The organism is Gordonia marina (genome assembly GCF_052036135.1).
GTDB lineage: Bacteria > Actinomycetota > Actinomycetes > Mycobacteriales > Mycobacteriaceae > Gordonia.
In genome coordinates, this window is sequence record NZ_JBPSDN010000011.1 from 100,623 (window position 1) to 123,884 (window position 23,262).

Genomic DNA, 23,262 nt, shown 5'->3' on the forward strand with positions numbered 1-23,262 from the left:
CCGGGGGCTTGTCACACGCGCCCGCGCCGTCGCGCGAGCCCGCCGAGAACTCTAGCGGTCGGTCGCGGCTCCCGCCGACGGAGCCCTCGGCATCCGGCGTACGACGGCGATGGTCTGGATCCAGTACAGAATCAGCGACCACACGTACAGCACGACGCCCCAGATCAGGAAGGCCCAGCCGATCGGGAAGCAGACGGTGCCGATCACCCCGTCGATCTGTCCGGCCAGCAACCACGGGAACGAACTCATCAGCGCGAAGGTCGCCGCCTTGCCGATGTACAGCGTCGGCAGCGCGGTGACGCCCCGGGAGGACAGCAGCGGCGCGGTGGCCAGCAGCAGCACGTCGCGGGCGATGATCACCCCGATGATCCACCACGGCACGTACCCCTTGAGCCCGAAGCAGATCGGGATGATCACCACGTACAGGCGGTCGGCCGCCGGGTCGAGGAGCGCACCGATCTGCGACGACTGATCGAGCCAGCGGGCCAGCTTGCCGTCGAGCCAGTCCGAGGCGCCCGAGACGAACAGCACCACGAACGCCCAGCCCGGCGAGTCCTGGAACATCAGCAGCCAGATGAAGACCGGGATCAGGACCAGCCGCATCATGCTCAGCGCGTTGGGCACCGTCCAGATGCGGTCGGCGGGCACGGGGGCGTTCACCGGAAGATGCCCACGATCCCCTGCATCGCCTGCGAGCCGGAGGAGAACTGGTTCTCGTGCACCAGATAGGTCCAGGTCATCGTCGAGCGGTGCAGGTCGGCGCCGTCGAGGTCCGCCCCGTCGTTGGTGATAGTCACCTCGGTGAAGGTCTTCGCCGCGGCGGCCATCGCCTCGTCGACCAGCTTGGTGAACTCGGCGAAGATCAGCTTGTGGAACTGCTCCAGCGGGCTCTCCTGCCCGAGGGCACGCAGATGGATGCTGGCCTGCACGTCGGCGACGTACGCGAGATGATCCGACCACGCCCGGTCGAGGTGATAGAGCACGATCTGCCGCGCCGCCTCGGTGAGCACGTCCTCGTCGACCTCGGCGGTGTCGTCGTCGCCCTCGCTGAGCGCCGTCCAGCGCTCGGGCTCGGCCCTCTCCAGTTCGCGGGCGGCCTCGTCGGTGGTGAGGATCGTCATCCGGCGCCGCACGATGGCCTCGCGCTGCTCGTTGACCTGCTTGTTGAAGTTCCAGGTGTTCGAGTGCAGCGTCAGCATCGCGGCCTCGGCGATCCGCTGCGCCTGCTCGACGGTCTCGATGCCCTTCGGTCCGAGCAGACCGTCCGGCGAGGTGGCGACCTGTTCGCGCATGCTGGTGATGTTCTTGGTGACCAGTGGGTCCTCCAGGCTGGAGAAGAACACCGAGGTGCCCGGGTCGCCCTGGCGGCCGGCGCGGCCGCGGAGCTGGTTGTCCAGGCGCTCGGTGTCGTAGCGGCCGGTGCCGACCACGCAGAGACCGCCGAGTTCCAGGACCTCCTCGCGGGCGGCGTCGTCGCCGTCGGACCCGCCGAGCCGGATGTCGGTGCCGCGGCCGGCCATCTGCGTGGAGACGGTGACCGCGCCCTTGCGGCCGGCCTCGGCGATGATCGCGGCCTCCTCGGCGTCGTTCTTGGCGTTGAGGACGACGGCGGTGACGCCGGCGCGTTCCAGGAAGTACGCGAGCTCCTCGGACTGGGCGACGTCGTGTGTGCCGATCAGGATCGGCTGCCCGGTCTCGTGGATCTCCGCGACGTACTCGACGACGGCCTCGACCTTGTTGGCCTTGGTGTCGTAGACGCGGTCCGGCTCGTCCACACGGACGTTGGGGGCGTTCGGCGGGATCTGGGAGACGGCGAGCCCGTAGAACTGGCGGAACTGCTCGCCCGCGGCGATCGCGGTACCGGTCATGCCGGCCACCCGCGGGTAGCGGCCGATGAGCGCCTGCACGGTGATGGTGTCGATCACCTCGCCGGCCTCGGTCAGTTCCAGGCTCTCCTTGAACTCGACGGCCGCCTGCACGCCGTCGGGCCAGCGCTGCAACCGGGCGACGCGCCCGCGCGAGGCGTTGATCAGGTGCACGCCGCCGTCGCGGACGATGTAGTCCACGTCGCGTTCGAGCAGGTAGTAGGCATACAGGGCGACATTGACGTGCACCAGGGTGCTGCCGACGTGCTCGTCGCTGTACAGGTTGATGCCGCCCAGCGTGGCCTCGACCAGTTCGGCGCCCTCATCGGTCAGGGACACGTTGCGGCCGTCCGGATCGACCTCGTAGTGCTTGCTCTTGAGCCGGGCGACGACGTCGAAGATCGCGCTGTTCGGGATCGCCGCCGGCGTGGATCCGGCCAGGATGAGAGGCACCAGGGCCTCGTCCACCAGCACCGAGTCGGCCTCGTCGACGATCGCGACGTCCGGGGTCGGGGCCACCAGCTCGTCGGCGGTGAGCGCGAGATGGTCGCGCAGCACGTCGAAGCCGATCTCGTTGACCGAGCCGTAGGTCACGTCGCAGGCGTAGGCCTCCTGCCGCTCTGCGCGGGACGATTTCTCCGACACCGCCCCGACGGAGATGCCGAACAGGTCGTACAGCGGCTTCATCCACTCGGCGTCGCGGCCGGCCAGGTAGTCGTTGACCGAGATGACGTGGACGCTGCGCCCGTCGAGTGCGAAGCCGATCGCGGCGATCGCCCCGGTGAGCGTCTTGCCCTCACCGGTCGCCATCTCGATCACGTCGCCCTCGAGCATCCGCAACGCACCCTGCAGCTGGACGTCGAAAGGCGTCATCTCCAGGGCGCGGGTGCCACCCTCCCGGGCCAGCGACAGGAACCGGGTCCGTCCGCCCTCGGTATTGATGTCCAGATCGGCTGCCGCGGAAGCGAATTCGTCGTCGGCTAGGCCCTTGGCCCACTCGTCGTGCTCGGCCGATGCCTCGATGAAAGCGACCGACTTCGACTGGTTGCGGGTGGCCTGCGCACCGAGCATGCGCCACATCGCGTTCGAGAACTTACCCATCGGTGACTAACCCACTCCTCGCCGTCAGCGGCTCCCGGTGGCCGGGCGGCCACCGGGAACGAATCGTGATCTACCGTACGCGGGTCGTCGCGCCGGGCGCGCGACCTCCTCGACTAGCGTGAGAGGGGTGAGCGCATACCGCACATTCTCCCGGCTCGGTGCACTTCTGCTGCTGGCCGGAGCCGCGGCGGTGACGGGCTGTGGTTCCGGCGACGGCCAGTCACCGCCGGGCCCGTCCGCGCTGGTCGGCAAGACCTATCTCTCCACCGCGGTGACCGGCGCCCAGATTCCGGGCGGCGGACCGCTCGAGGTCGCCTTTCCCCAGGCCGGCCGCCTGACGGCCACCGCGGGCTGCAACCGTCACATGGGCGAGGTCACCGTCGACTCCGACACGATGACCGCGGGCGCGCTGGCATCCACCCTGATGGCCTGCCCGGGTCCGGCCGGCCAGGCCGACGCCTGGCTGTCGGACTTCTTCGCCGGCCCGCTGAGCTGGCAGCTGACCGGCGACACGCTGGTCCTGCGGCAGAGTCGCGGCACCGTCTCGGTGACGCTGACCCAGCGGAAGGACACGCCGCTGACCGGCACCACCTGGACCGTCACCAGCCTGGTGACCAGCCAGGCCGTCGAGTCGTCGGTCGCCCTGGAGGCCGCCAAGCCACGCCTGACCATCGCGGCCGACGGTGCCGTCGCCGGCTTCACCGGCTGCAACGACCTGTCCGGCCACGCCGCGGTGACCGGCGACAAGATCGCGTTCACCGGGATCACGACGACGCAGAAGGCGTGCGACGCCGAGGTGACCCGGATCGAGCGGACGGTGCTCGACACGCTGCACGGCTCGGCCACCTACCGCATCGACGGAAACCAGCTGGCCCTGACCAACGACGCCGATCCGGGCGTGGGCCTGCGGCTGCGCGCCAACTGACCCGGGACCCAGCTCACCGACCTCAGCCCACTGTTTCACCGACACGACAGGAATCCCCATGCCCGCCATGTCCAATCCGGCCTCCCCCGTGGTCGTCACCGTGACCGGTGCGGCCGGCACCATCGGCTACGCCGCCCTGTTCCGCGTCGCCGCGGGCGCCATGCTCGGGCACGACCAGCCCGTCGTGCTGCGGCTGCTGGAACTACCCGCCGCGATCGCCGCCGCCGAGGGCATCGCGATGGAGCTCGACGACTGCGCCCTCCCCCAGCTGGCCTCGGTGGAGATCTACGACGACCCGCGCGCCGCCTTCGACGGCGTCCAGCACGCGCTGCTGATCGGCGCCAAGCCCCGCACCAAGGGGATGGAGCGCGCCGATCTGCTGTCCGCCAACGCGTCGATCTTCGCCGCGCAGGGCCGTGTCCTCGGCGAGGTGGCCGCCCCCGACGTGCGCATCACCGTCGTCGGCAACCCGGCCAACACCAACGCGGCGATCGCCGCCCGCCACGCCCCGGACATCCCGCGGGAACGCTTCTCCGCGCTGACCCGGCTCGACCACAACCGGGCGATCGCCCAGCTCGGGCACCGCACCGGCGCACCGGTCACCGAGATCGAGGGCGTCACGATCTGGGGCAATCACTCGGCCACCCAGTACCCGGACATCTTCCACGCCCGCGTCGGCGACACCACCGGCGCACGGCTGGCGGAGGACCGGACCTGGCTGGTCGACGACTTCATCCCGACCGTCGCCCAGCGCGGTTCGGCGATCATCGCCGCCCGCGGCGCGTCGTCGGCGGCGTCGGCGGCCAACGGCACCATCGACCACGTCCATGATTGGGCGCTCGGCACCCCCGGCGACGGCTGGACGTCGGCGGCGATCGTCTCGCCCGGCGTGTACGGCGTCCCGGAGGGGCTGGTGTGCTCGTTCCCGGTCCGCTCGGACGGCACCGACTGGCAGATCGTGGAGGGTCTGGAGGTGGGAGAATTCTCCCGCGCCCGGATCGACGCCTCGGTCGCCGAGTTGCAGGCCGAGATCGCCGCGGTGGATGCCCTCGGAGACTAGGATTCCGCTATGTCCAAAACGAAGAAGCCCGCGCCGGGCAAGAAGCTGACCAAGGCCGCCTACGAGTCGGAGCTGTTCCGGTTGCAGACCGAGCTCGTCGCGCTGCAGGAATGGGTCCGCGCCACCGGCACGCGCGTGGTCGTCATCTTCGAGGGCCGCGACGCCGCGGGCAAGGGCGGCGCCATCAAGCGCATCACGCAGTACCTGAGCCCCCGCGTCTGCCGCGTCGAGGCGCTGCCTGCGCCGACCGACCGGGAGAAGGGCCAGTGGTACTACCAGCGCTACGTGCAGCACCTGCCCGCGCCCGGCGAGATCGTGCTCTTCGACCGGTCCTGGTACAACCGGGCCGGCGTGGAGAAGGTGATGGGGTTCTGCACGCCCGAGGAGCACACCCGCTTCCTGCGACAGACCCCGATCTTCGAGCAGATGCTGATCGACGACGGCATCCTTCTGCGCAAGTACTGGTTCTCGGTGTCCGACGCCGAGCAGCTGCGCCGGTTCCGCGCCCGCCGCGACGACCCGGTGCGCCAGTGGAAGCTGTCCCCGATGGATCTGGAGTCGATCTACCGGTGGGAGGACTACTCGCGCGCCAAGGACGAGATGATGGTGCACACCGACACCTCGGCGAGCCCCTGGTACGTCGTCGAGTCGGACAACAAGAAGGCCGCGCGCCTGAACATGATCTCGCATCTGCTGTCGACCATCGACTACCAGGCGGTGCCGCACCCGGTGGTGAAGCTGCCGAAGAAGCCGCTCACCACCGGCAACTACCACCGGCCGCCGCGCTCTCTGAGCAAGTTCGTGCCCGACCACGTCGCCACCCTGCTGGGCGACACCGAGGAGTGATCGCGCCGGGTGCACCCATGCGCTAGTGTGTTTCGCCGTATGTGGATAGGCAGTTTAGAACTCGATTTCCTTCTCGGCGATGTGCACTCTCTCAAGCAGAAGCGTTCCGTGGTGCGCCCGCTGATCGCCGAGATCCGCCGTAAGTACGACGTCTCCGTGGCCGAGGTCGATCACCGGGACCTGTACCGCCGCACCGGCATCGGGGTGGCGGTGGTGAGCGCGGACCGGGAGCACGTGGTGGACGTGCTCGCGGCCGTCGAACGTCTCGCCGCCGCCCGCCCCGAGGTGCAGTTGCTGTCGGCCCGGACCCGCTACACCTCGTCCGAGGACCTGTAGCCGCCCCTTACCGAGGGCGCCCGCACAAGCACGACTCAGGGCCGCGCGCGGCCGATTCACCGGATCGCGTGCTGATCTGTGGACAACCCCGGCGGAGTCCCCCGGCCTGTGGACACCGGGGTCGACGGCGACGCCGATCCCGGATTTCCTGGGTCCATGAGCGGACTCGCATTCCTCAGCCCGATCGCGGGCAGCCGTGATGACGCGGCCGACACTCGGCCCCCGGGAGGCGCTGTCCCGCGGACCGGTCCTGGCCGAAGCCCCCGATCCCCGAACATCAGATCGGGCAGAATCGTGCCGCCGGGGCGACCACCCGACGTAGCCACCGGCGGAGGCGCGGACGAGCAGCAGGAGCCGTTGGTTCCGGGTGAGCGGATCACCATCGAACCGGGATCTCTCGCGGACGCGTCACGCCCGGAGGTTCTGAGCCTCGAAGAACTCGCCGGGGCGACCGCGCCGGCCGGCGATCCTGATCGATACTTTCTGCCGAAGGAGAAGCACGCAGCCGACTGGCTTCGCGACATCGGAGGTCACACGATCCGCTCGATCGACCGGATCGCGGACTCGAAGGCGCCGGACTCGGCCCTCCACGACGGATCGTGCTGGCGGACCGCCGAGATCAAAACCTTGCGATCGGACAAGGCCGCAGCGATCATCCAGAACCTCCGGCGCACGCGGAAACAGGCCCGGACGATCATCCTCGATGGCGAGCCGGTCGGCCTGTCGCGCGAGGAAGCGGTCGACGGCCTCCGTGACGCGGTCCGGAACTACGGGCGCGACCTAGATCACATCGTTATCCGCCTCGGTGATGGCGCGGCGTTAGTGTGGTTGCCATGAGCGTTTACAGCATCTACGTCGCGGCACCCCAAGATGCCGTCCGTGGCGCCGCGAAACGCATCGCTGAACGACGAGGGATCGTCCTCGATGTCGAAGCCGCTCCCGAGTATGACGGCTACGAAGCCGCCGTCGACCTCTACAACCATGATGAGTCGGTCGTGCGATCGGTCGCTTCCGACCTCCGGATCGAACTGCCCGGAGTGACCGTCGACACCGAATTCGAGGTCGAAGCCAAGCTCAGCGCGACGTCGTAGCCAAGCGCCGCCGGAATCCGTCAGTGGTCGGCGGCGGAGGCGACGCAGAATTCGTTGCCGTCGGGATCGGCGAGGGTCACCCAGCTCAGGCCGGGCATCTCGCGCTCGGCGACGAGACGGGCGCCGGACGCCAGGAGGGCGCGCACCGTTCCGGCCTTGTCGTCGGCGACCAGGTCGAGGTGGATGCGGTTCTTGCCAGGCGTGGGGTCGTCGACCTTCTGGAAGCCGAGGACCGGCTGGCCCTCGCCCAGGGCGAGCATGACGAACCAGCCGTCGTTCTCGGCGAGGATGGTGCCGTCGAAGGCATCGCGCCACCAGCTGCTCAGGGCGAGGGCGTCCTGGGTGTCGATGGTGACCATGCCGAGGCGGAGGGCGGGTGCGGTGTCAGTCATGCCTCAACGCTAATACGACGAGTCCACGGCTGCCGTCCGAAACCGGTCCGGGGGGCGTTTCGACACGACTCGCCTAGCGGCTCGTCGGCTCAACGGGCTGGGCAGCACGGACGCTCAACCGGGCTGGCAGCACGGACGCTCAACCGAACTGACGGCGGGCCCCAGCAGCCCATTGAGCCGCCACCGAGCCCGCCAGGGCGAGGCGGCGTGTCGAAATGTCCACCAATCCAGAAGGTCGTTTCGACACGGTCTGCGCCTAGCGGCTTGACCGGCTCAACAGGCTACTGGCAGCTCGACCGGCTCAACGGGCTACTAGCAGCCTGACCGGCTCAACGGGCTACTGGCAGCCTGACCGGCTCAACGGGCTACTAGCAGCTCGACCGGCTCAGCGGGCTACTGGCAGCCTGACCGGCTCAACGGGCTACTGGCGGCTTGACCGGCGAGGCCGCCGCGGATCAGCGGCCGAAGCCCGCCTGGCGCAGGGCATCGGCCATCGAGCCGGTGGCCGGGCGGTCCTGCCGCTGGCTGCGCTGCTGGCCACCACGTGGCTGACCCCCGCGCGACTGGCCCCCGCGTGACTGGCCCCAGCGCGGCTGGCCGCCACGAGGCTGTCCCCCGCGCCCGCCCTTGCGTTCGGCGCCGGGCTCGTCGTTCAGCCGCAGCGACAGGCCGATGCGCTGGCGGTCGACGTCGACGTCCATCACCTTGACCTTGACCACCTGCCCGGAACGGACCACCTCGTGCGGGTCGGAGACGTACTTGTCGCTCATCGCCGACACGTGGACGAGCCCGTCCTGGTGGACGCCGACGTCGACGAACGCCCCGAACGCGGCGACGTTGGTGACAACGCCCTCCAGGACCATGCCCGGCTTCAGGTCGGCGACCTTCTCCACGCCCTGGGCGAAGGTCGCGGTGGCGAAGGCGGGGCGCGGGTCACGGCCCGGCTTCTCCAGTTCGGCGAGGATGTCGGTCACGGTGGGGACGCCGAAGCGGTCGTCGGCGAAGTCGGCCGGCTTCAGGGTCCGCAGGGTGCGGGTATCGCCGATCAGTTCGCCGAGCGCCAGCCCGGTCTTGTCCAGGATCTTCCGGACCACCGGGTAGGCCTCCGGGTGCACGCCCGACGCGTCGAGCGGGTCGGCGCCGTCGCGGATACGCAGGAAGCCGGCGCACTGCTCGAAGGCCTTCGGGCCCAGGCGCGGGACGTCGAGCAGGCCCTTGCGGCTGGCGAACGCACCGACACCGTCGCGGTGCGCGACGATCGCCTGGGCGAGGCCCGGGGTGACGCCGGAGACGCGCGACAGCAGCGGCACCGACGCGGTGTTGAGGTCCACGCCGACCGCGTTGACGGCATCCTCGACGACGGCGTCGAGGCTCTTGGCGAGGGTGCCGGGCGTCACGTCGTGCTGGTACTGGCCGACGCCGATCGACTTGGGGTCGATCTTGACGAGTTCGGCGAGCGGGTCTTGCAGGCGCCGGGCGATGGAGACCGCGCCGCGCAGCGAGACGTCCAGGTCGGGCAGTTCGTGCGAGGCGTACTCCGACGCCGAATACACCGAGGCGCCGGCCTCGGAGACGACGGCCTTCGCCGGACCCGGCTGCCCGGCCTTGCGCAGGTCGCCGAGGAGTTCGGTGGCGAGCGCATCGGTCTCGCGGGAGGCGGTGCCGTTGCCGATGGCGATGAGCTCGACGTCGTGCTTGGCGACCAGCGCGGCGAGGGTGGCCTTGGCCTGGTCCCATTTGTTGGCGGGCTGGTGCGGGTAGATCGCACAGGTGTCGAGGACCTTGCCGGTGCCGTCGACGACGGCGACCTTGACCCCGGTGCGGAAGCCCGGGTCGAGGCCGAGCGTCGGCCGGGTGCCTGCGGGTGCGGCGAGCAGCAGGTCTTTCAGGTTGGTGGCGAAGACGGCGACGGCCTGCTCCTCGGCGCGGCTGCGGAGCCGCAGGCGGGCGTCGATGGTGGCCGAGATCATCAGCTTGGTGCGCCATGCCCAGCGCGCGGTGGTGGCGAGCCAGTCCGTGGCGGCACCGCCCGCGGCGCGGTCGATGCCGAGGGTGGCGGCGACCATGGTGATGTAGTCCTCGTCCTCGCCGCCCTCGAAGGCCAGGGTGAGCGCGCCCTCCTTCTCACCGCGCAGAACGGCGAGCACGCGGTGGCTCGGCATGGTGTCGAGCGACTCGCTGAAGTCGAAGTAGTCGCGGAACTTCTGCGCGGCCGGGGTGCCGGCGACCTGCTCGGACTTGACGGCGGTGACCGCGCGGCCGGCGCCCCAGAACTTCTCGCGGACGGCGCCGACCAGTTCGGCGTCCTCCCCGGCGCGCTCGATCAGGATGTGCCGGGCACCGTCGAGGGCCGCGGCGGCATCGGCGACGTCATCGCTGAGGTAGGCCGCGGCGGCCTCCTCGGGCACGAGCGCCGGATCGCCGAGCAGCGCCTCGGCGAGCGGCGCCAGCCCGGCCTCGCGGGCGATCTGCGCCTTGGTGCGGCGCTTCTTCTTGTACGGCAGGTAGATGTCCTCGACGCGGGCCTTGGTGTCCGCGGTCAGCAGCGCGTGGCGCAGAGCGTCGGTCAGCTTGCCCTGTTCGTCGATCGAGGCGAGCACGGCATCGCGTCGTTCGTCGAGTTCCCGCAGGTAGGTGAGGCGCTCGTCGAGGCGGCGCAGCTGGGCGTCGTCGAGACTGCCGGTGACTTCCTTGCGGTAGCGGGCGATGAACGGGACCGTGGAGCCCTCGTCGAGCAGCTTCACGGCGGCCGCGACACGACTCTCGCTGACACCGAGGTCCTCGGCGATGCGGGCGTTGACGGACGGGACGACGGGCAGGGCGCTGGCGGTTTTCAGATCGCTGGAAGGCACCCGCGCAAGGCTACCGGGCGCCGGCGATGCGGCTACAGTGAGGCGTGCCCGATTCCGACGACGCCCAGCGCAGGCGGGTCGCCGAGCGATTCGCCCGTGCCCTGGAGGTGACCGGCCGCGGGCTGCGGCTGCTGATCTTCGCGATCGCGGCCCTGGCGGCGCTGCTGGGAGTGATCGCGATGGCCGTCGGGATCGTCACCTGGCGGCACGCCGACCAGTGGAGACTGCCGATCGGTGTGATGATCGTCATTCTGCTGTGCCTGCCCGCGGTCGCGCTCCCGATCGTCGCCCATCGGCGGCTCGCACCGCTCACCCGGGCCATCGAGCGGCCCGACAATCTGGCCCGGCAGGCGCGCGACTACGCCGCCGACGTGCGCTCGGGCACCGAGCTGAGCGACCTCGCGTCCCTCGCCGCCGACGCGCCCACGACGCTGTGGCGACCGGGCACGCTGTGGCGGATGGCCCGGCTGGTGGGCGCGTTCACCGCGCGGGTGACGCCGGATGCGGAACGTCAGCCGCTGCTGGCCGCCTTCATGCCGGTCTATCTCAAGACGTTGTGGCTGGTCTTGGTAGTGACCGTCTGGGCGCTCGGGGTGGCCGTCGTCGTGCTGGCCGGATCGCTGATCGCGGCACTCGTGGGCGCGGCACCGTCGAGCTGAACGTCCTCGCCCACCGCTTGCCGGGCGACCACGCGCCGCACCCCGATCACCACGATCGCGATGGTCGCCAGTTGCAGCAGACCGCCGCCCACGAGCGGGGCACGCGGTCCGAACACCTCGGCCAGCCAGCCGAGCAGCGGTGCGCCGATCGGGGTGCCGCCCATGAGGACCGTCATGTAGAGCGCCATCACCCGGCCGCGGACCTGCGGATCGACGGTCGTCTGGATGTACATGTTGGCCGCGGTGAGGTTGAGCAGCACCGTCAGGCCGAGAATCGGCAGACTGATCGCGTACCAGACGTAGTTCGGGGTGAGCCCGGAGGCGATGATCACCACACCGACCACGATCGCCATCACGACCACGAAGCGCAGGCTGGGCACCTTCCCGCGGCGTGCGGCGAGCAGCGCCCCCAGCAGCGATCCAATGCCGAGGATCGAGCCGAGGACTCCGTAGACCTCGGCGCCCAGGTGGAACTCGTTGCGCACCATCAGGGCGTTGGTCATCTGGAAGTTCATGCCGAAGGTGCCGACACCGAACGCGACGCCGAGCGCGACCACCAGATCGGGCCGGTGGAAGACGTACGAGAAGCCCTCGCGGAGCTGGCCCTTCGCGCGTGGCAGCGGTTCGCTGCGGTGCAGTGCCCGCCGGTCCAGCAGGGTCAGGGCCAGCAGGAACGCGAGATAGCTGACGGCGTTGGTGAGGATCGCCCAGCCGGCACCGGCCGACGCCATGATGAAGCCCGCGATCCCGGGGCCGATCAGCCGGGCCGCGTTGAACGACGAGCTGTTCAGTCCGATCGCGTTGGTCAGCAGGTCGCGGCCGTGCTCATCGGGTCCGCCGACCAGTTCCGAGACGAACGCCTGGCGGGCGGGCGCGTCGAGCGCCGAACCGATGCCGAAGAGGAACGCGAACAGATAGACGTGCCAGGTCTGTGCCACACCGGTGACGGCGAGCAGACCGAGCAGCAGCGCCGAGACCGCCATCCACGACTGGGTGACGATGAGCATCTTCCGCTTGTCGAAACGGTCGGCCAGCAGGCCGCCCACCGGCGACAGCAGCAGCGCGGGCAGGAACTGCAGCGCCGTGGTGATGCCGACGGCCATGGCCGACCCACCGGAGAGCGACAGGACGAGCCAGTCCTGCGCGACGCGCTGGATCCAGGTACCGATGTTGGAGACGAAGGCCCCGGTGACGTATTTGCGAAAGTTCGGTACTGACAGGGCGGCGAATGTCTGACTTCGCCGCTTCGCCATCGTTGTCGTACCTCCCGGGGTTCCGCTGACGTTCAACGACGACGGTACCCCCGGTATTCCCGGTCGATTCGAGATCGAAGGCGGCAGCTGCTGTGCGCGCTTTCTGCCCACTCTGAGCGACAACTCCTCGGCCCCGGGGCCTCCTCCCGCCCAGCGCCCGCCTCCGACGTCGGTTGTCGCTCAGAGTGGGCAGACGGGAGGTGCTTGAGTCGCGTCGCGGGCCGCCTGCCGGAGGACACCAGACTGTCGGAGGCTGCTGGCAACATCCCGGCATGGGCATCACACTGCGGGGAACAGATCTACGGCACTGGGTCATCGGCGAACTGCGACAGCGATCTCCGACGACGATCTCCGAATTGATCGCAGCAGCGGAAGTCGAGGGATTCTCGTTCGCGGGGCGACCCTCCAAGGCAATCTCCGATGCTCTGCGCTGGGAGCGCCGACGCGGGCGCATCATTCGGAAGCAGCGCGGCGAGTACGCGCTGGGCGTCATGCCGAGGACCAGTGGCCGGCACATTGATCGTCGGCTGGCAGGACTCAGAGCGGTGCAGGTGGCTCTCCATCGCCAAACGGGCGACCGCCCAGCATCTCGCGCCCGTGCGGCATGAGCCAGTTCGCCAGATCCGGCCCCTTCGGCACGATGCCCGAGGGGTTCACGTCGCGGTGCACCTGGTAGTAGTGGCGCTTGATGTGGTCGAAATTGGTGCAGTCGCCGAAGCCGGGTGTCTGGAACAGGTCGCGCGCGTAGGCCCAGAGGATCGGCATCTCGGACAGTTTCTGCCGGTTGCACTTGAAGTGACCGTGGTAGACGGGATCGAAGCGGGCCAGGGTGGTGAACAGCCGGATGTCGGCCTCGGTGATGGTGTCGCCGACCAGGTAGCGCTGCGTCGCGAGGCGTTCGGACAGCCAGTCCAGGCGGTTGAAGAGCCGGTCGTAGGCGGCGTCGTACGACTCCTGCGATCCGGCGAAGCCGCACCGGTACACGCCGTTGTTGACGTCCCGGTACACCAACGCGTTGACCTCGTCGATCTCCTCGCGCAGCTCCTCCGGATACAGCAGTGGGGCGCCGGGGCGGTGATAGTCGACCCACTCGGTCTCGAAGTCGAGGGTGATCCGCGGGAAGTCGTTGGTGACGACGGCCCCGCTGCGCTCGTCGACGATCGCCGGGACCGTGATGCCCTTCTCGTAGCCGGGGATCCGCGCGAAATAGGCGTCTTGCAGGCGCGGGATGCCCAATACCGGATCGACGCCGCCGGGGTCGAGGTCGAAGGTCCACGATCGCTTGTCGTGCGTGGGTCCGCAGACCCCCATCGAGATCGCCCGCTCCAGACCGAGGAGGCGGCGGACGATGATCGCCCGGTTGGCCCACGGGCAGGCGTAGGAGACGACGAGCCGGTAGCGGCCCGGTTCTACCGGATAGCCGTCGCGGCCGTCACGGGTGATCCGGGTTTCGATATAGCGGGTGTCCCGCTCGAACGGCCGCTCCGCCGTGACATAGCTCGCCTGCTGATCGTTGTCTGTCGAGTCCGAGTTCGTCATGAACCCAGTGTTCCATCGACTCAGGCGCCGGCGTTCGGATCGCTCACTTCCAGCGCCTCGGTGTCCTCGCGGCTCACCTCATCGATCGCGTGCTCCAGCGGTTCGCGAACCTCCGCGAGGGCGGCCGCTTCATCGTCGACGGGGCCTTCGAGCGCCCGGGCGAGTTCGGCGGCGACGTCGATGTAGCGCGCCTTGCGCACCTCCGGCTTGTCGATCTCCTCGGCGACGGTCTTGGCGATCACCCGCCGGATCTCGGCGTCGACCTGGGCCAGGTTGCGGATGATCTCGCCGCGCATGTTGCGGGAGGCGACGTCGACGAAGACGTCGCGCGGAGCCGGCGGGTCGACCTCGATGCGCAGTTCCAGGGGCTTGGCGCAGCGGACGGTCAGCGGCAGCGTGATCAGGCCGTCGACGTCGTACCGGATGCGGTCCAGCTTGAGGTCGATCAGCAGCCCGATGGCCAGCGGCAGCCGGACGGTGAAGGTGATCAGCTCGCCGACGTCGCGGGTGATCTCCGGTTCGGCGATCCGCACGTCGGCGATCACCTTGACGACACCCGCGGGTCCGGCGGGCAGCGGCCCCACCTGAAACTCTTCGCCGGCGATCGCGGAAAAGGCGGCCCCGATACGGTCTTCGGTCACCGCGACTTCGAAGAAGTTACGGCCGAACTCTTCGTACGACACATACTCAGGCACCGATATATCCTTACCCATTCCTGGCCGATTGGCGAAACATCGCCGGAACCCGCTGGTCAGCGCCCCGAGCGGTGGGAGGCGTCCGGGATCCGCGGTGGGCACGCGGTGCCCGGGAAGGTCAGCGACTCGAAGTGCCACCATTCGTTGCCGAACGGGCGGCAGAGTCCGTAGCGGTAGCCGTTGCGCTGCAGCCAGGCGGCCCCGGCCCGCGGCGCCACGTCGACGGCCTCGCCGGTGACGTGCGTCGACTCGCCCGGCGGCAGCACCCAGCGGCGTGCCGCGCCCGGGCTGCCGTAGGTCCGCAGCCCGTCGCGCCACAGTCGTTCCTGTTCGGCGCGGCTGCGCTTGCCGGAGTTGATGTACAGGGGCACGCCCGCCGCGTGCGCGTCGTTGGCGGCCAGGGAGTAGCCGACGGCGAGCCGCGGGGTGAGGCCCGCGGTGCCGGGGGCCAGCGGGATGCCGAGCACGTTCGCACCGGCCTTCGGCGGCGCGGCCTCGGCCGCCGACGGTACCGAGACCGCTGTCCCCGCCACCGCCAGCGCCGTGAACAGCGCGAACGCCGCTCGTCGTCCATGAAGCATCGCGCGCATGTGCTGCCCTTTCACCGTCGGCCCGATCCCTCCATCTTGCCAGTGCGGCCGGTCGATACGGTGGACGGGTGAGCACCGATTCCCTTTCTTCCGCTCCGCCCGCACCGGTCCTCGAGTTCGACGCCGTCGACTTCGTGCGGAGCGGCCGGCCGATTCTCCGCGAGGTGTCGTTCACGGTGCGCGCCGGTGAGCACTGGGCGCTGATCGGCCCGAACGGCGCGGGCAAGAGCACCATCCTGAGTATCTGCGGCGCGACCGCGCACCCGACCCGCGGCACGGCGACGGTGCTCGGGCATCGGCTCGGCACCGTCGACCTCCGCGCGCTGAAGCACTCGATCGGCCACGTGAATCCGCGGCACCCGTTGTCGTCGCCGCTGACGGTGTTCGAGGTGGTACTGACCGGGGAGACGGGCAGCAACGACCTGGTCCCCCGCTGGTCGCCCGAACCTGCGGTCCTCGCCCGCGCCGAGGAACTGATCACCGCGCTCGGGCTGCGCCCGATCCGCGACGCGGTGTGGCCGAACCTCTCGCAGGGCGAGCGCGGCCGGGCGCTGATCGCCCGCGCGCTGCTCCCCGACCCGGAGATCCTGCTGCTCGACGAGCCCACCACCGGGCTCGACGTCGCCGCCCGCGAGCGTTTCCTGCGCACGGTCGACGACCTGCACCACACCCACCCGGACCTCGCGACCGTGCTGGTGACGCATCATCTGGAGGAACTACCGGTCAGCACGACGCACGCGATGCTGATCGGCGACGGCCGGCTGCTCGCGGCCGGCGACGCCGCCGACGTCCTCACCACCGAGAACGTCAGCGCCGCCTTCGACTACCCGATCGAGATCTCCCGGCACGACGGCCGCTGGCAGGCCCGCGCGGTCTGATCCCCCGGCCCGGGATCACTCGCGCAGCAGCGCGCGGAGGGTGTCGATGGTGTCGGCGTCGGCGGCGGGTTTGGCGTCGTCGCCGATGCGGTAGCGCTTGACGCGCGCGAACCGCAGCGCCACGCCGCCCGGATAGCGCGTGGAGCGCTGCACGCCGTCGATGGCGATCTCGACCACGACGACCGGGTCGACGTGCAGCACGTAGCCGTCGTCGCCGGTGGCGATGGTCGGGAAGAACTCGGTCTGCCAGCGCAGGGTCTCGTCGGTGAGGCCCTTGAACGTCTTGCCGACCATGACGAAGCCGCCCGGCTCACCGAAGCGCCCGTCGGGGTCGCGCGCCCCGAGGTGCAGGTTCGACAGCCAGCCGGTGCGGCGGCCGGAACCGCGTTCGACGGCGAGCACCACCAGGTCGTAGGTGTAGACCGGCTTCACCTTGATCCAGTGGGCGCCGCGCCGCCCGGCCGCGTAGGGCGCATCGAGCGACTTGACCATCACCCCTTCGTGTCCGGCGGCGAGTGCCTCGTCGAGCAGGTGGCCCGCGCCCTCGCCCGGCGCGGCGAGGCCGCCGCCGATCACCGCGGGACCGGCGATCGAGGCGAGCACCTCGCGCCGGACGCGCAGCGGTTCGTCGATCAGGCTGCGCCCGTCTGCGTAGAGGACGTCGAAGAACGAGACCGAGAGGGCGGCGTCGACGGTGCCGCCGAACCGGCTCATGGTGTCCTGGAACGGCCGCGCCCGGCCGTCGGCGTCGAGCGTCAGCGTCTCCCCGTCGAGGACCAGGTCACCGCCGGGGAAGCCGGCGACCAACTCGACGACCTCCGGGACGCGCTCGGTCACCTCCGCCAGACTGCGCGTGAACGCGCGCACCTCACCGCCGACGCGATGCACTTGCAGGCGGGCGCCGTCGAGCTTGTGCTCGACCGACGCGGGCCCGGTGACCGCGAGGGCCTCCGCCACATCCGGCGCCGACGCGGCCAGCATCGGTGCGACCGGGATGCCGGGTGTCAGGCCGATGGTGCTCAGGTCGTCCCCGGCGAGGGCCCGCGCGGCGGTCGTGCCGAGGTCGCCGGACAGCATGGCGGCGCGGCGCAGGAGGTCCTTGCGCTGCCCGGCGGCCACCGCCGCCGCATCGGTGAGGACCCCGGCGAGCGCGCCGGTCCGGACCTCCCCGGTGATCACCCGGACCAGGAAGTCCTGTTCGCCGGCGGTCGCCCGGCCGAGCAGTCCGCTTAGGGTCTCGCGGCGGACCGTCGTGGATCCGGCGCCGACCGCGCCGGCGAGCCGGGTGAACGCGGCGTCGACGTCGCCGAGCGTCAGCGACGACGCGGCGGCCGGAGCCGGCCGGACGCCGGCCACGCTGCGCCATCCGACACCGAGCCGGCCCTGCACCGGGCTGCCGAGCAGCAGGCCCACGGCGACCGGGATCTCGGCCTCGGCGAGCCGCGACAACAGCCCGGCCAGCACCTCGATCTTCACCGTCCGAGACCGGGTCGCAGCGGTCCGCGCGGCGGCGTCCACGAGCTCCCCGAGCGATGTCGCCACCGGCCCCTCGATCATGACCGCCAGCCTAGTGTGCCCGCCCGGCGGGCTACGGTGAAGCGATGGCTTCCCTCGACAGCGCAGCGCCGCAGCGGGCGGCCGCCACGTCGACCATCGCCGACCTGGACCGACTCATCACGACCTGTGCCGCCTGCCCGCGACTCGTCGACTGGCGGGAGGAGGTGGCCCGCGTCAAGCGGGCCGCGTTCGCCGACGAAACCTATTGGGGCCGAGCGGTTCCCGGCTTCGGCCCGGCCGACGCGTCGATCCTGATCGTCGGGCTGGCGCCGGCCGCGCACGGCGCCAATCGCACCGGCCGGATGTTCACCGGCGACCGCAGCGGCGACTTCCTGTTCGCCGCCATGCACGCCGTCGGCCTGGCGAACCGGGCGACCGCGTGGGCGGCCGACGACGGTCTGGAGTTGCTCGGCGCGCGGATCTCGTCGCCCGTCCGGTGCGCCCCGCCGGAGAACAAGCCCACCCCGGCGGAGCGTCGTACCTGCGCTCCGTTCCTGGCCCGCGAACTGGAACTCCTGGCGCCGACGCTCCGGGTGGCCGTCGTGCTCGGCGCGTTCGGCTGGCAGGCGCTGTTCGCGGTGCTCACCGAATCGGGGTGGACGGTGCCCAGACCCCGGCCCGCCTTCGGGCACGGCGCGCAGGTCACCGTGCATCACCGCGATGGCCGAACACTGACCGTGCTCGGCTGCTTCCACGTCAGTCAGCACAACACCTTCACCGGGCGCCTCACGCCGGGCATGCTCGAGGAGGTGCTGCGGCGCGCCCAGCAGCTCGCCGGACGAGACGAAGGAGAGATACCGATGACCGCGACCCCGATCGTCCGGATCCGCCGGATCTACGACGAGCCCGATCCCGATGACGGCGCGCGTGTGCTGGTCGACCGTCTGTGGCCGCGCGGCGTCAGCAAGGACCGCGCCCATCTCGACGAGTGGTGCAAGACCGTGGCGCCGTCGACCGAATTGCGCAAATGGTACGGGCACGACCCGGCGAAATTCGACGAGTTCCGGGCCCGCTACACCGCCGAGCTGGACGCCGGCGGCGAGCAGTCGGTGGCGCTCGCCCAGCTGCGCAAGTTGGCCGCGGCCGGTCCGTTGACCCTGCTGACCGCCACCAAGGAGCCCGGGATCAGCGAAGCCGCGGTGTTGCGGCGACTCCTCACCGGAGGCACCTCATCGACGGCGTGAAGACCGTGGTGGCGGCGAGCGCCGTCCTGGTCGACGACGACGGCCGCGTCCTGCTGGTCAAGCGCGGGCACGAACCGGAGAAGGGCCACTGGTCGGTGCCCGGTGGCCGTGTGGAACCCGGTGAGACGCCCGCGCAGGCCGCGGTCCGGGAGGTCCGCGAGGAGACCGGTCTGGACGTCCGGGTCGGCGACGAGCTGTGGACGGCCATCGTGCCGTTCGGCGACGACAGCCGGTACGAGGTCCACGACTTCGCCGCCACCGTGCTCGGCGGGGAACTGCGCAGCGGCGACGACGCCGACGACGCCCGCTGGGTGGCGCCGGACCAGCTCGAGACGCTGCCCCTGTCCACCGGACTGCTCGGCTACCTCCGCGGCGCCGGGATCATCCCGCCGGAGGGATGACCGTCAGAGGTCGTCGTCGAGCGTCAGCTGCTCCACGTAGGCGCCCTGCCACACCGTGTCGAACGGGGTGTTCGCGGCGACCCGGCCCTCGATGCCCGCGGTCACGAACTCCTTCGCGAACTCGACGGCGCTCGCCACCGACGCGCCCTTGGCCAGTTCCGCGGTGATCGCGGCGGCGAGAGTGCAGCCCGCACCCGAGACACGCTCGTCGCCGATCTTCGGTGCCGCGAAGACGACCGCCTCCTCGCCGTCGTACAGCACATCGATCGCGTCGGGTCCGGGCAGGTCGACGCCGCCCTTGGCGACCACGTACCGCGGCCCCAGGTCGCCGATCCGCCGCGCCGCCTCCACCAGCTGCTCCGGCGTCTCGATGACGTCCATCCCGGACAGGGTGCGGGCTTCGAACAGGTTCGGGGTGACGACCGTCGCGAGCGGCAGGATCTGCTCGCGCAGGGCGGTGTCGGTGTCCAGCGCGGCGCCGGGCTCCTGGCCCTTGCAGATCAGCACCGGGTCCAGGACGACGTGCCGCCACGACTGGCCGCGCAGCGCCCGCGCGACGACGTCGATCGTGGCCGGAGTGCCGAGCATGCCGACCTTCACCACGTCGAGGTCGTGCGCGGCGGTCGCGGCCTCGATCTGGTCGGCGATCACCTCCGGATCGACCGGTACGAAGCGGTGCCCCCACCCGTTCTTCGGGTCGAAGGAGACGATGCAGGTGACGGTGCCGACGCCGTAGACGCCGAGTTCCTGGAAGGTCTTCAGATCCGCTTGGAGACCGGCGCCGCCGGTCGCTTCGGATCCGGCGATGACATAGGCGAGCTCAACCACGGCTACGAGCGTACTTCCGCCCCGGTGCGCGATGGTGGCGGCGTCTCACGAACCCGGCCAGTAGTGGCTGTCGGGCAGCGCCCGCGCCCCGAAGATCGCCTGACCGACGCGCACACACGTGGCACCCTCGGCGACCGCGACGTCGAAGTCGCCGGACATGCCCATCGACAGTTCACCCGGGCCGATCAGGTCCGGGTCGGTGTCGCGAGCCCGGTCGCGCACCTCGCGCAGCGTGCGGAAGCACTCGCGGACGCGCTCGGTGTCGTCGGTGAACAGCGCCAGGGTCATGAAGCCGCGGACCCGCAGCGTCTCGTAGCGAGGCAGCTCGGCGAGGAACGCGGGCACCTGCGCCGGTTCGAGCCCGTACTTCTGTTCCTCCGCCGAGGTGTTGACCTGGACCAGCACGTCCAGCGCCCGGCCGTGGGCCTGCAGCCGCCGGTCGAGCGCCTGCGCGACCCGCAGGCTGTCCAGCGCCTGGAACTCGGCGGCGAACGCCGCCACGTCCTTAGCCTTGTTGGTCTGCAGGTGCCCGATCACCGACCACGCGACACCCAGATCCGCCAGTTCCTCGGACTTCCGCCGGGCCTCCTGCACCTTGTTCTCGCCCAGCTCGCGGCATCCGGCCTCGACCGCCGCTCGCAACCGCTCCGCGGGCACCGTCTTGGACACCGGCAGCAGCCTCACTTCCGCGGGATCGCGCCCGGCGCCGAGGGCCGCCGCGTCGATCCGCGCCCGGACGGCGGCGAGATTCGCGCGGAACTCCGCCACCGTCGTCGCGGCCGGGTACCTGGCGGACTGCTCGTTCACGTCACGTTCCATGCCCCCATTGTCCGGCGACGACGTAGCGTCGACAGACATGGGACCCCTGGACGAGCTGCCCCCGGACACCTGGAACGACGGCCCCACCCTCGCCGACTTCACGACGTCGGTGTCGACGGCGCTCGGCTTCGGTGACCTGGCGCCGCTCACCGTGCCGGCCGGGCACACGGTAGTCGTGCTGCTGATCGACGGGCTGGGTGAGGTTCTGCTGCAAGAGCATTCGGTGTTCGCACCGACTCTGAGCCGGCACCGGACGACGACTCTGCGGGCGGGCTTCCCGTCGACCACGGCCACCAGTCTCACCAGTCTCGGCACCGGACTGTGCGCCGGCGAGCACGGGATCATCGGCTACAGCTTCGCGCCCCGCGACCTGGAATCGGCCGCGCGGCACACCCTCAACGCACTGCGCTGGACGCTCGACACCGCCGACGGGCCCGACGCATCGCGGCTCTTTCCGCCGGCCGTCGTGCAGCCGATGCCGAGCGCGTTCGACGAACTCGCCCAGGGCGGCGCCGACGTGGTGGCGGTCCTGCCCGGGGCGTTCCGCGGCTCCGGTCTGACGCGCGCCGCGTACGGCAGTCCCGCCGACTACCGCGATGGGTCGTCGCCGGAGGCGGTGCTGGGCCACCTGCGGGATCTGCTCGCCGAGGGCGATCGGGGGCCGCGGCTGATCTACGCGTACGTACCGGAACTCGACGCCGCCGGACACAAATGGGGACCGGGCACACCGGAATGGCGGGAGCGGCTGCGACTGGTCGACTCGCTGGTGCGGGAGGTGATCGCACTGCTCCCGGCCGGGGCGACGCTGGTGGCCACCGGTGACCACGGGATGATCTCGGCGGGCCGGCGGATCGATCTCGACACCGACACCGAGTTCACCGAGGGCACGGTCGCGCTGGGTGGTGAGGCGCGCGTGCGGCACGTCTACGCGGAGCCCGGTGCCGCCCGGGACGTCCTCGCCGCCTGGGCGGCCCTGCTCGACGGCGACGCCCACATCGCCTCCCGCGAGCAGGTGATCGACGAGGGCTGGTTCGGGCCCGCGATGGCGACGCACGTGGCCGACCGGATCGGCGACGTGGTCGCGGTCGGGCGGCGGGACGTGCTGCTGACCAGGAGCCTCGCCGAACCGATCGAGACCCGGATGCCGGGTCACCACGGCGGCTGGACCGCGGCCGAGCTGCTGGTGCCGCTGATCGTCGCCGCCGGTTGACCCGTCCGTCCAGATTCGCCAGCGCCGTCCAGATTCGCTAGCGAGATCCTAGGCTGGAGACCTGCACCGACCGCCGAGGAGCCCCATGCCCGCGAAAACCGCCGTGACCGTCGACTTCACCGCCCCGGTGGAGTCGGTCAACGATCGGACGATCCTGCGCCTGCCCGCAGCGGCAAGCGCCCAGCTGCCGTCCCGCGGCCAGGTGGCGGCGACCGGCACCCTCGACGGCCACGGATTCGGCACCGTCGTCGAGCCCGACGGGAAGAAGGGCCACTGGATCCGGTTGGACCCGCCGCTGCTCGAGGCGGTGGACGCCGCGACGGGCGATACCCTCCGCGTCGAACTCACCCCGACCAAGGACTGGCCGGAACCCGAGATTCCGGACGACTTCCAGGCCGCGCTGGCCGATGCCCCGGACATCGCCGAAATCTGGGCCGCCATCACACCGATGGCGCGCTGGGAATGGGTGCGCTGGATCGGGGCGACGAAGAATCCGGCGACCCGGGAGAAGCGCATCCGCGTCGGGATCGACAAGCTGCGCCACGGCAAACGCCGCCCCTGCTGCTTCGATCTCTCCTCATGCACCGACCCGGCGGTCGCCCGAAGCGGTGTCCTACCGAGCAGCGAGTAGCGCCGGCCGGGCGGCGATCCGCCTACTGCTGCGCGGCCCACTCGGCGACGCGGCGGGCGCTCTCTTCCTCGGAGAGGTCCTCGACGCGGGACATCACGTTCCACCGGATGCCGTACGGATCGAGCAGGGACGCGAACCGGTCGCCGGAGACGAAGTGCATCGCCGGCTCGCGCAGCGTCGCCCCGGCCGCGACCGCTCGCTCGGCCACCGCGTCGGCGTCCTCGCAGTAGAGCGCCAGCGAATAGCAGACGCCGTCGGTGGGCGGCGGCACAAGCTGGTACTCGGGTGACGGGACGCCGAGCTGGAGCCGGCCGTTCCCGAAGTCGAGTTCGGCGTGCGAGATCACGCCGTCGAACTCGGTGGACGCCACCAGCCGCGCCCCGAATACGCGCTGGTAGAAGTCGAGCGCGGCCGCGGTGTCGGGAATCGCCAGGAACGGCGTCAGCGAGGTGAAGCCGTGCGGGACTCCCGCCGTGGTGTGTTCCCCGGTGACGCCGCGGGTGGGGACGGGTACTGATGCGTTCTGGGTTTCCATGCCTCGACCGTACGG

General features: G+C 70.6%; 24 protein-coding genes and 1 pseudogene. 13 read left to right on the top strand and 12 right to left on the bottom strand.

The features are described from left to right. Positions 1-51: 51 nt before the first annotated feature. Together ACSEEN_RS09260 and secA2 are read right to left on the bottom strand one after the other, a co-directional pair. The gene (locus tag ACSEEN_RS09260; RefSeq protein ID WP_440713004.1) at positions 52-660 is read right to left on the bottom strand and encodes a CDP-alcohol phosphatidyltransferase family protein; all 609 of its coding nucleotides are present in this window, start codon (positions 658-660) and stop codon (positions 52-54) included. Then, a complete protein-coding gene (gene secA2 / locus ACSEEN_RS09265) occupies positions 657-2,966 on the bottom strand; it encodes an accessory Sec system translocase SecA2 (RefSeq protein ID WP_440713005.1) in 2,310 nt (769 codons plus the stop codon). The genes ACSEEN_RS09260 and secA2 overlap by 4 nt, the downstream gene beginning before the upstream one ends. 127 nt (positions 2,967-3,093) lie before the next feature. Here secA2 and ACSEEN_RS09270 point away from each other — a divergent pair, with 127 nt between their 5' ends. The 6 genes from ACSEEN_RS09270 (at position 3,094) to ACSEEN_RS09295 (ending at position 7,224) form a co-directional block, all read left to right on the top strand. Further along, positions 3,094-3,891, top strand: a complete 798-nt coding sequence (locus ACSEEN_RS09270; RefSeq protein ID WP_440713006.1) for an META domain-containing protein — start codon at positions 3,094-3,096, stop codon at positions 3,889-3,891. Positions 3,892-3,958: 67 nt separating this feature from the next. Then, positions 3,959-4,951 (top strand): malate dehydrogenase, encoded by a 993-nt coding sequence (locus ACSEEN_RS09275; RefSeq protein WP_440713035.1) that lies wholly within the window; start codon positions 3,959-3,961, stop codon positions 4,949-4,951. Positions 4,952-4,960: 9 nt separating this feature from the next. After that, on the top strand, positions 4,961-5,797 hold the full coding sequence (ppk2, locus tag ACSEEN_RS09280) for a polyphosphate kinase 2 (RefSeq protein ID WP_247867615.1): 837 nt from the start codon (positions 4,961-4,963) through the stop codon (positions 5,795-5,797). A 39-nt stretch (positions 5,798-5,836) separates the two neighbouring features. Continuing rightward, positions 5,837-6,133 carry a DUF503 domain-containing protein gene (locus tag ACSEEN_RS09285; RefSeq protein ID WP_440713007.1) on the top strand — a complete coding sequence of 99 codons (297 nt, stop codon included), beginning with the start codon at positions 5,837-5,839 and terminating at the stop codon, positions 6,131-6,133. 357 nt (positions 6,134-6,490) lie between these two features. Beyond that, positions 6,491-6,970, top strand: coding sequence for a hypothetical protein (locus tag ACSEEN_RS09290; RefSeq protein WP_440713008.1), 480 nt, complete (start codon positions 6,491-6,493; stop codon positions 6,968-6,970). Next, positions 6,967-7,224 (top strand): hypothetical protein, encoded by a 258-nt coding sequence (locus ACSEEN_RS09295; protein ID WP_298441796.1) that lies wholly within the window; start codon positions 6,967-6,969, stop codon positions 7,222-7,224. The genes ACSEEN_RS09290 and ACSEEN_RS09295 overlap by 4 nt, the downstream gene beginning before the upstream one ends. Positions 7,225-7,244: 20 nt before the next feature. On the opposite strand, the gene ACSEEN_RS09300 is transcribed toward ACSEEN_RS09295, so the two are convergent. Together ACSEEN_RS09300 and ACSEEN_RS09305 are read right to left on the bottom strand one after the other, a co-directional pair. Next, entirely contained in the window at positions 7,245-7,616 is a 372-nt protein-coding gene (locus ACSEEN_RS09300) for a VOC family protein (RefSeq protein ID WP_247867610.1), read from the bottom strand. Between the two features lie 455 nt (positions 7,617-8,071). Next, complete coding sequence (locus ACSEEN_RS09305; RefSeq protein ID WP_440713009.1) at positions 8,072-10,468, bottom strand: Tex family protein; 2,397 nt, start codon at positions 10,466-10,468, stop codon at positions 8,072-8,074. Between the two features lie 44 nt (positions 10,469-10,512). Here ACSEEN_RS09305 and ACSEEN_RS09310 point away from each other — a divergent pair, with 44 nt between their 5' ends. Then, the gene (locus ACSEEN_RS09310) at positions 10,513-11,127 is read left to right on the top strand and encodes a hypothetical protein (protein ID WP_298441801.1); all 615 of its coding nucleotides are present in this window, start codon (positions 10,513-10,515) and stop codon (positions 11,125-11,127) included. On the opposite strand, the gene ACSEEN_RS09315 is transcribed toward ACSEEN_RS09310, so the two are convergent. The 4 genes from ACSEEN_RS09315 to ACSEEN_RS09330 form a co-directional block, all read right to left on the bottom strand. Next, positions 11,010-12,380 carry an MFS transporter gene (locus ACSEEN_RS09315; protein ID WP_440713010.1) on the bottom strand — a complete coding sequence of 457 codons (1,371 nt, stop codon included), beginning with the start codon at positions 12,378-12,380 and terminating at the stop codon, positions 11,010-11,012. The genes ACSEEN_RS09310 and ACSEEN_RS09315 overlap by 118 nt on opposite strands. Positions 12,381-12,917: 537 nt before the next feature. Beyond that, positions 12,918-13,919 (bottom strand): glutathione S-transferase family protein, encoded by a 1,002-nt coding sequence (locus ACSEEN_RS09320; protein WP_440713011.1) that lies wholly within the window; start codon positions 13,917-13,919, stop codon positions 12,918-12,920. Between the two features lie 20 nt (positions 13,920-13,939). Continuing rightward, positions 13,940-14,614 carry a hypothetical protein gene (locus ACSEEN_RS09325; protein WP_366942185.1) on the bottom strand — a complete coding sequence of 225 codons (675 nt, stop codon included), beginning with the start codon at positions 14,612-14,614 and terminating at the stop codon, positions 13,940-13,942. Between the two features lie 56 nt (positions 14,615-14,670). Beyond that, entirely contained in the window at positions 14,671-15,195 is a 525-nt protein-coding gene (locus ACSEEN_RS09330) for a M15 family metallopeptidase (RefSeq protein WP_440713036.1), read from the bottom strand. 77 nt (positions 15,196-15,272) lie between these two features. Between ACSEEN_RS09330 and ACSEEN_RS09335 the strand changes: the two genes are divergently transcribed. Further along, entirely contained in the window at positions 15,273-16,082 is an 810-nt protein-coding gene (locus ACSEEN_RS09335) for an ABC transporter ATP-binding protein (RefSeq protein ID WP_247867598.1), read from the top strand. A 15-nt stretch (positions 16,083-16,097) separates the two neighbouring features. On the opposite strand, the gene ACSEEN_RS09340 is transcribed toward ACSEEN_RS09335, so the two are convergent. Next, on the bottom strand, positions 16,098-17,639 hold the full coding sequence (locus ACSEEN_RS09340; protein ID WP_440713012.1) for an ATP-dependent DNA ligase: 1,542 nt from the start codon (positions 17,637-17,639) through the stop codon (positions 16,098-16,100). A 44-nt stretch (positions 17,640-17,683) separates the two neighbouring features. Here ACSEEN_RS09340 and ACSEEN_RS09345 point away from each other — a divergent pair. The 3 genes and pseudogenes from ACSEEN_RS09345 to ACSEEN_RS09355 form a co-directional block, all read left to right on the top strand. Further along, positions 17,684-18,418 (top strand): annotated as a pseudogene (locus tag ACSEEN_RS09345) (uracil-DNA glycosylase); the annotation flags it as partial. Between the two features lie 21 nt (positions 18,419-18,439). After that, complete coding sequence (locus tag ACSEEN_RS09350) at positions 18,440-18,823, top strand: DUF488 domain-containing protein (protein WP_247867985.1); 384 nt, start codon at positions 18,440-18,442, stop codon at positions 18,821-18,823. Further along, positions 18,820-19,224, top strand: coding sequence for an NUDIX hydrolase (locus tag ACSEEN_RS09355; RefSeq protein WP_247867582.1), 405 nt, complete (start codon positions 18,820-18,822; stop codon positions 19,222-19,224). Before ACSEEN_RS09350 ends, ACSEEN_RS09355 begins: the two co-directional genes overlap by 4 nt. A 3-nt stretch (positions 19,225-19,227) precedes the next feature. Here the strand turns inward: ACSEEN_RS09355 and thiD are convergent, their stop codons facing one another. Next, complete coding sequence (gene thiD, locus ACSEEN_RS09360) at positions 19,228-20,052, bottom strand: bifunctional hydroxymethylpyrimidine kinase/phosphomethylpyrimidine kinase (protein WP_298441816.1); 825 nt, start codon at positions 20,050-20,052, stop codon at positions 19,228-19,230. A 45-nt stretch (positions 20,053-20,097) separates the two neighbouring features. After that, positions 20,098-20,871, bottom strand: coding sequence for a YggS family pyridoxal phosphate-dependent enzyme (locus ACSEEN_RS09365; RefSeq protein ID WP_247867578.1), 774 nt, complete (start codon positions 20,869-20,871; stop codon positions 20,098-20,100). A gap of 37 nt (positions 20,872-20,908) precedes the next feature. On the opposite strand from ACSEEN_RS09365, the gene ACSEEN_RS09370 reads away from it, so the two are divergent. Further along, positions 20,909-22,081 carry an alkaline phosphatase family protein gene (locus tag ACSEEN_RS09370; protein WP_247867575.1) on the top strand — a complete coding sequence of 391 codons (1,173 nt, stop codon included), beginning with the start codon at positions 20,909-20,911 and terminating at the stop codon, positions 22,079-22,081. An 85-nt stretch (positions 22,082-22,166) separates the two neighbouring features. Beyond that, complete coding sequence (locus ACSEEN_RS09375) at positions 22,167-22,712, top strand: YdeI/OmpD-associated family protein (protein ID WP_371307928.1); 546 nt, start codon at positions 22,167-22,169, stop codon at positions 22,710-22,712. A gap of 22 nt (positions 22,713-22,734) precedes the next feature. Here the strand turns inward: ACSEEN_RS09375 and ACSEEN_RS09380 are convergent, their stop codons facing one another. Further along, positions 22,735-23,247 (bottom strand): VOC family protein, encoded by a 513-nt coding sequence (locus tag ACSEEN_RS09380; RefSeq protein ID WP_440713013.1) that lies wholly within the window; start codon positions 23,245-23,247, stop codon positions 22,735-22,737. Positions 23,248-23,262: the final 15 nt, after the last annotated feature.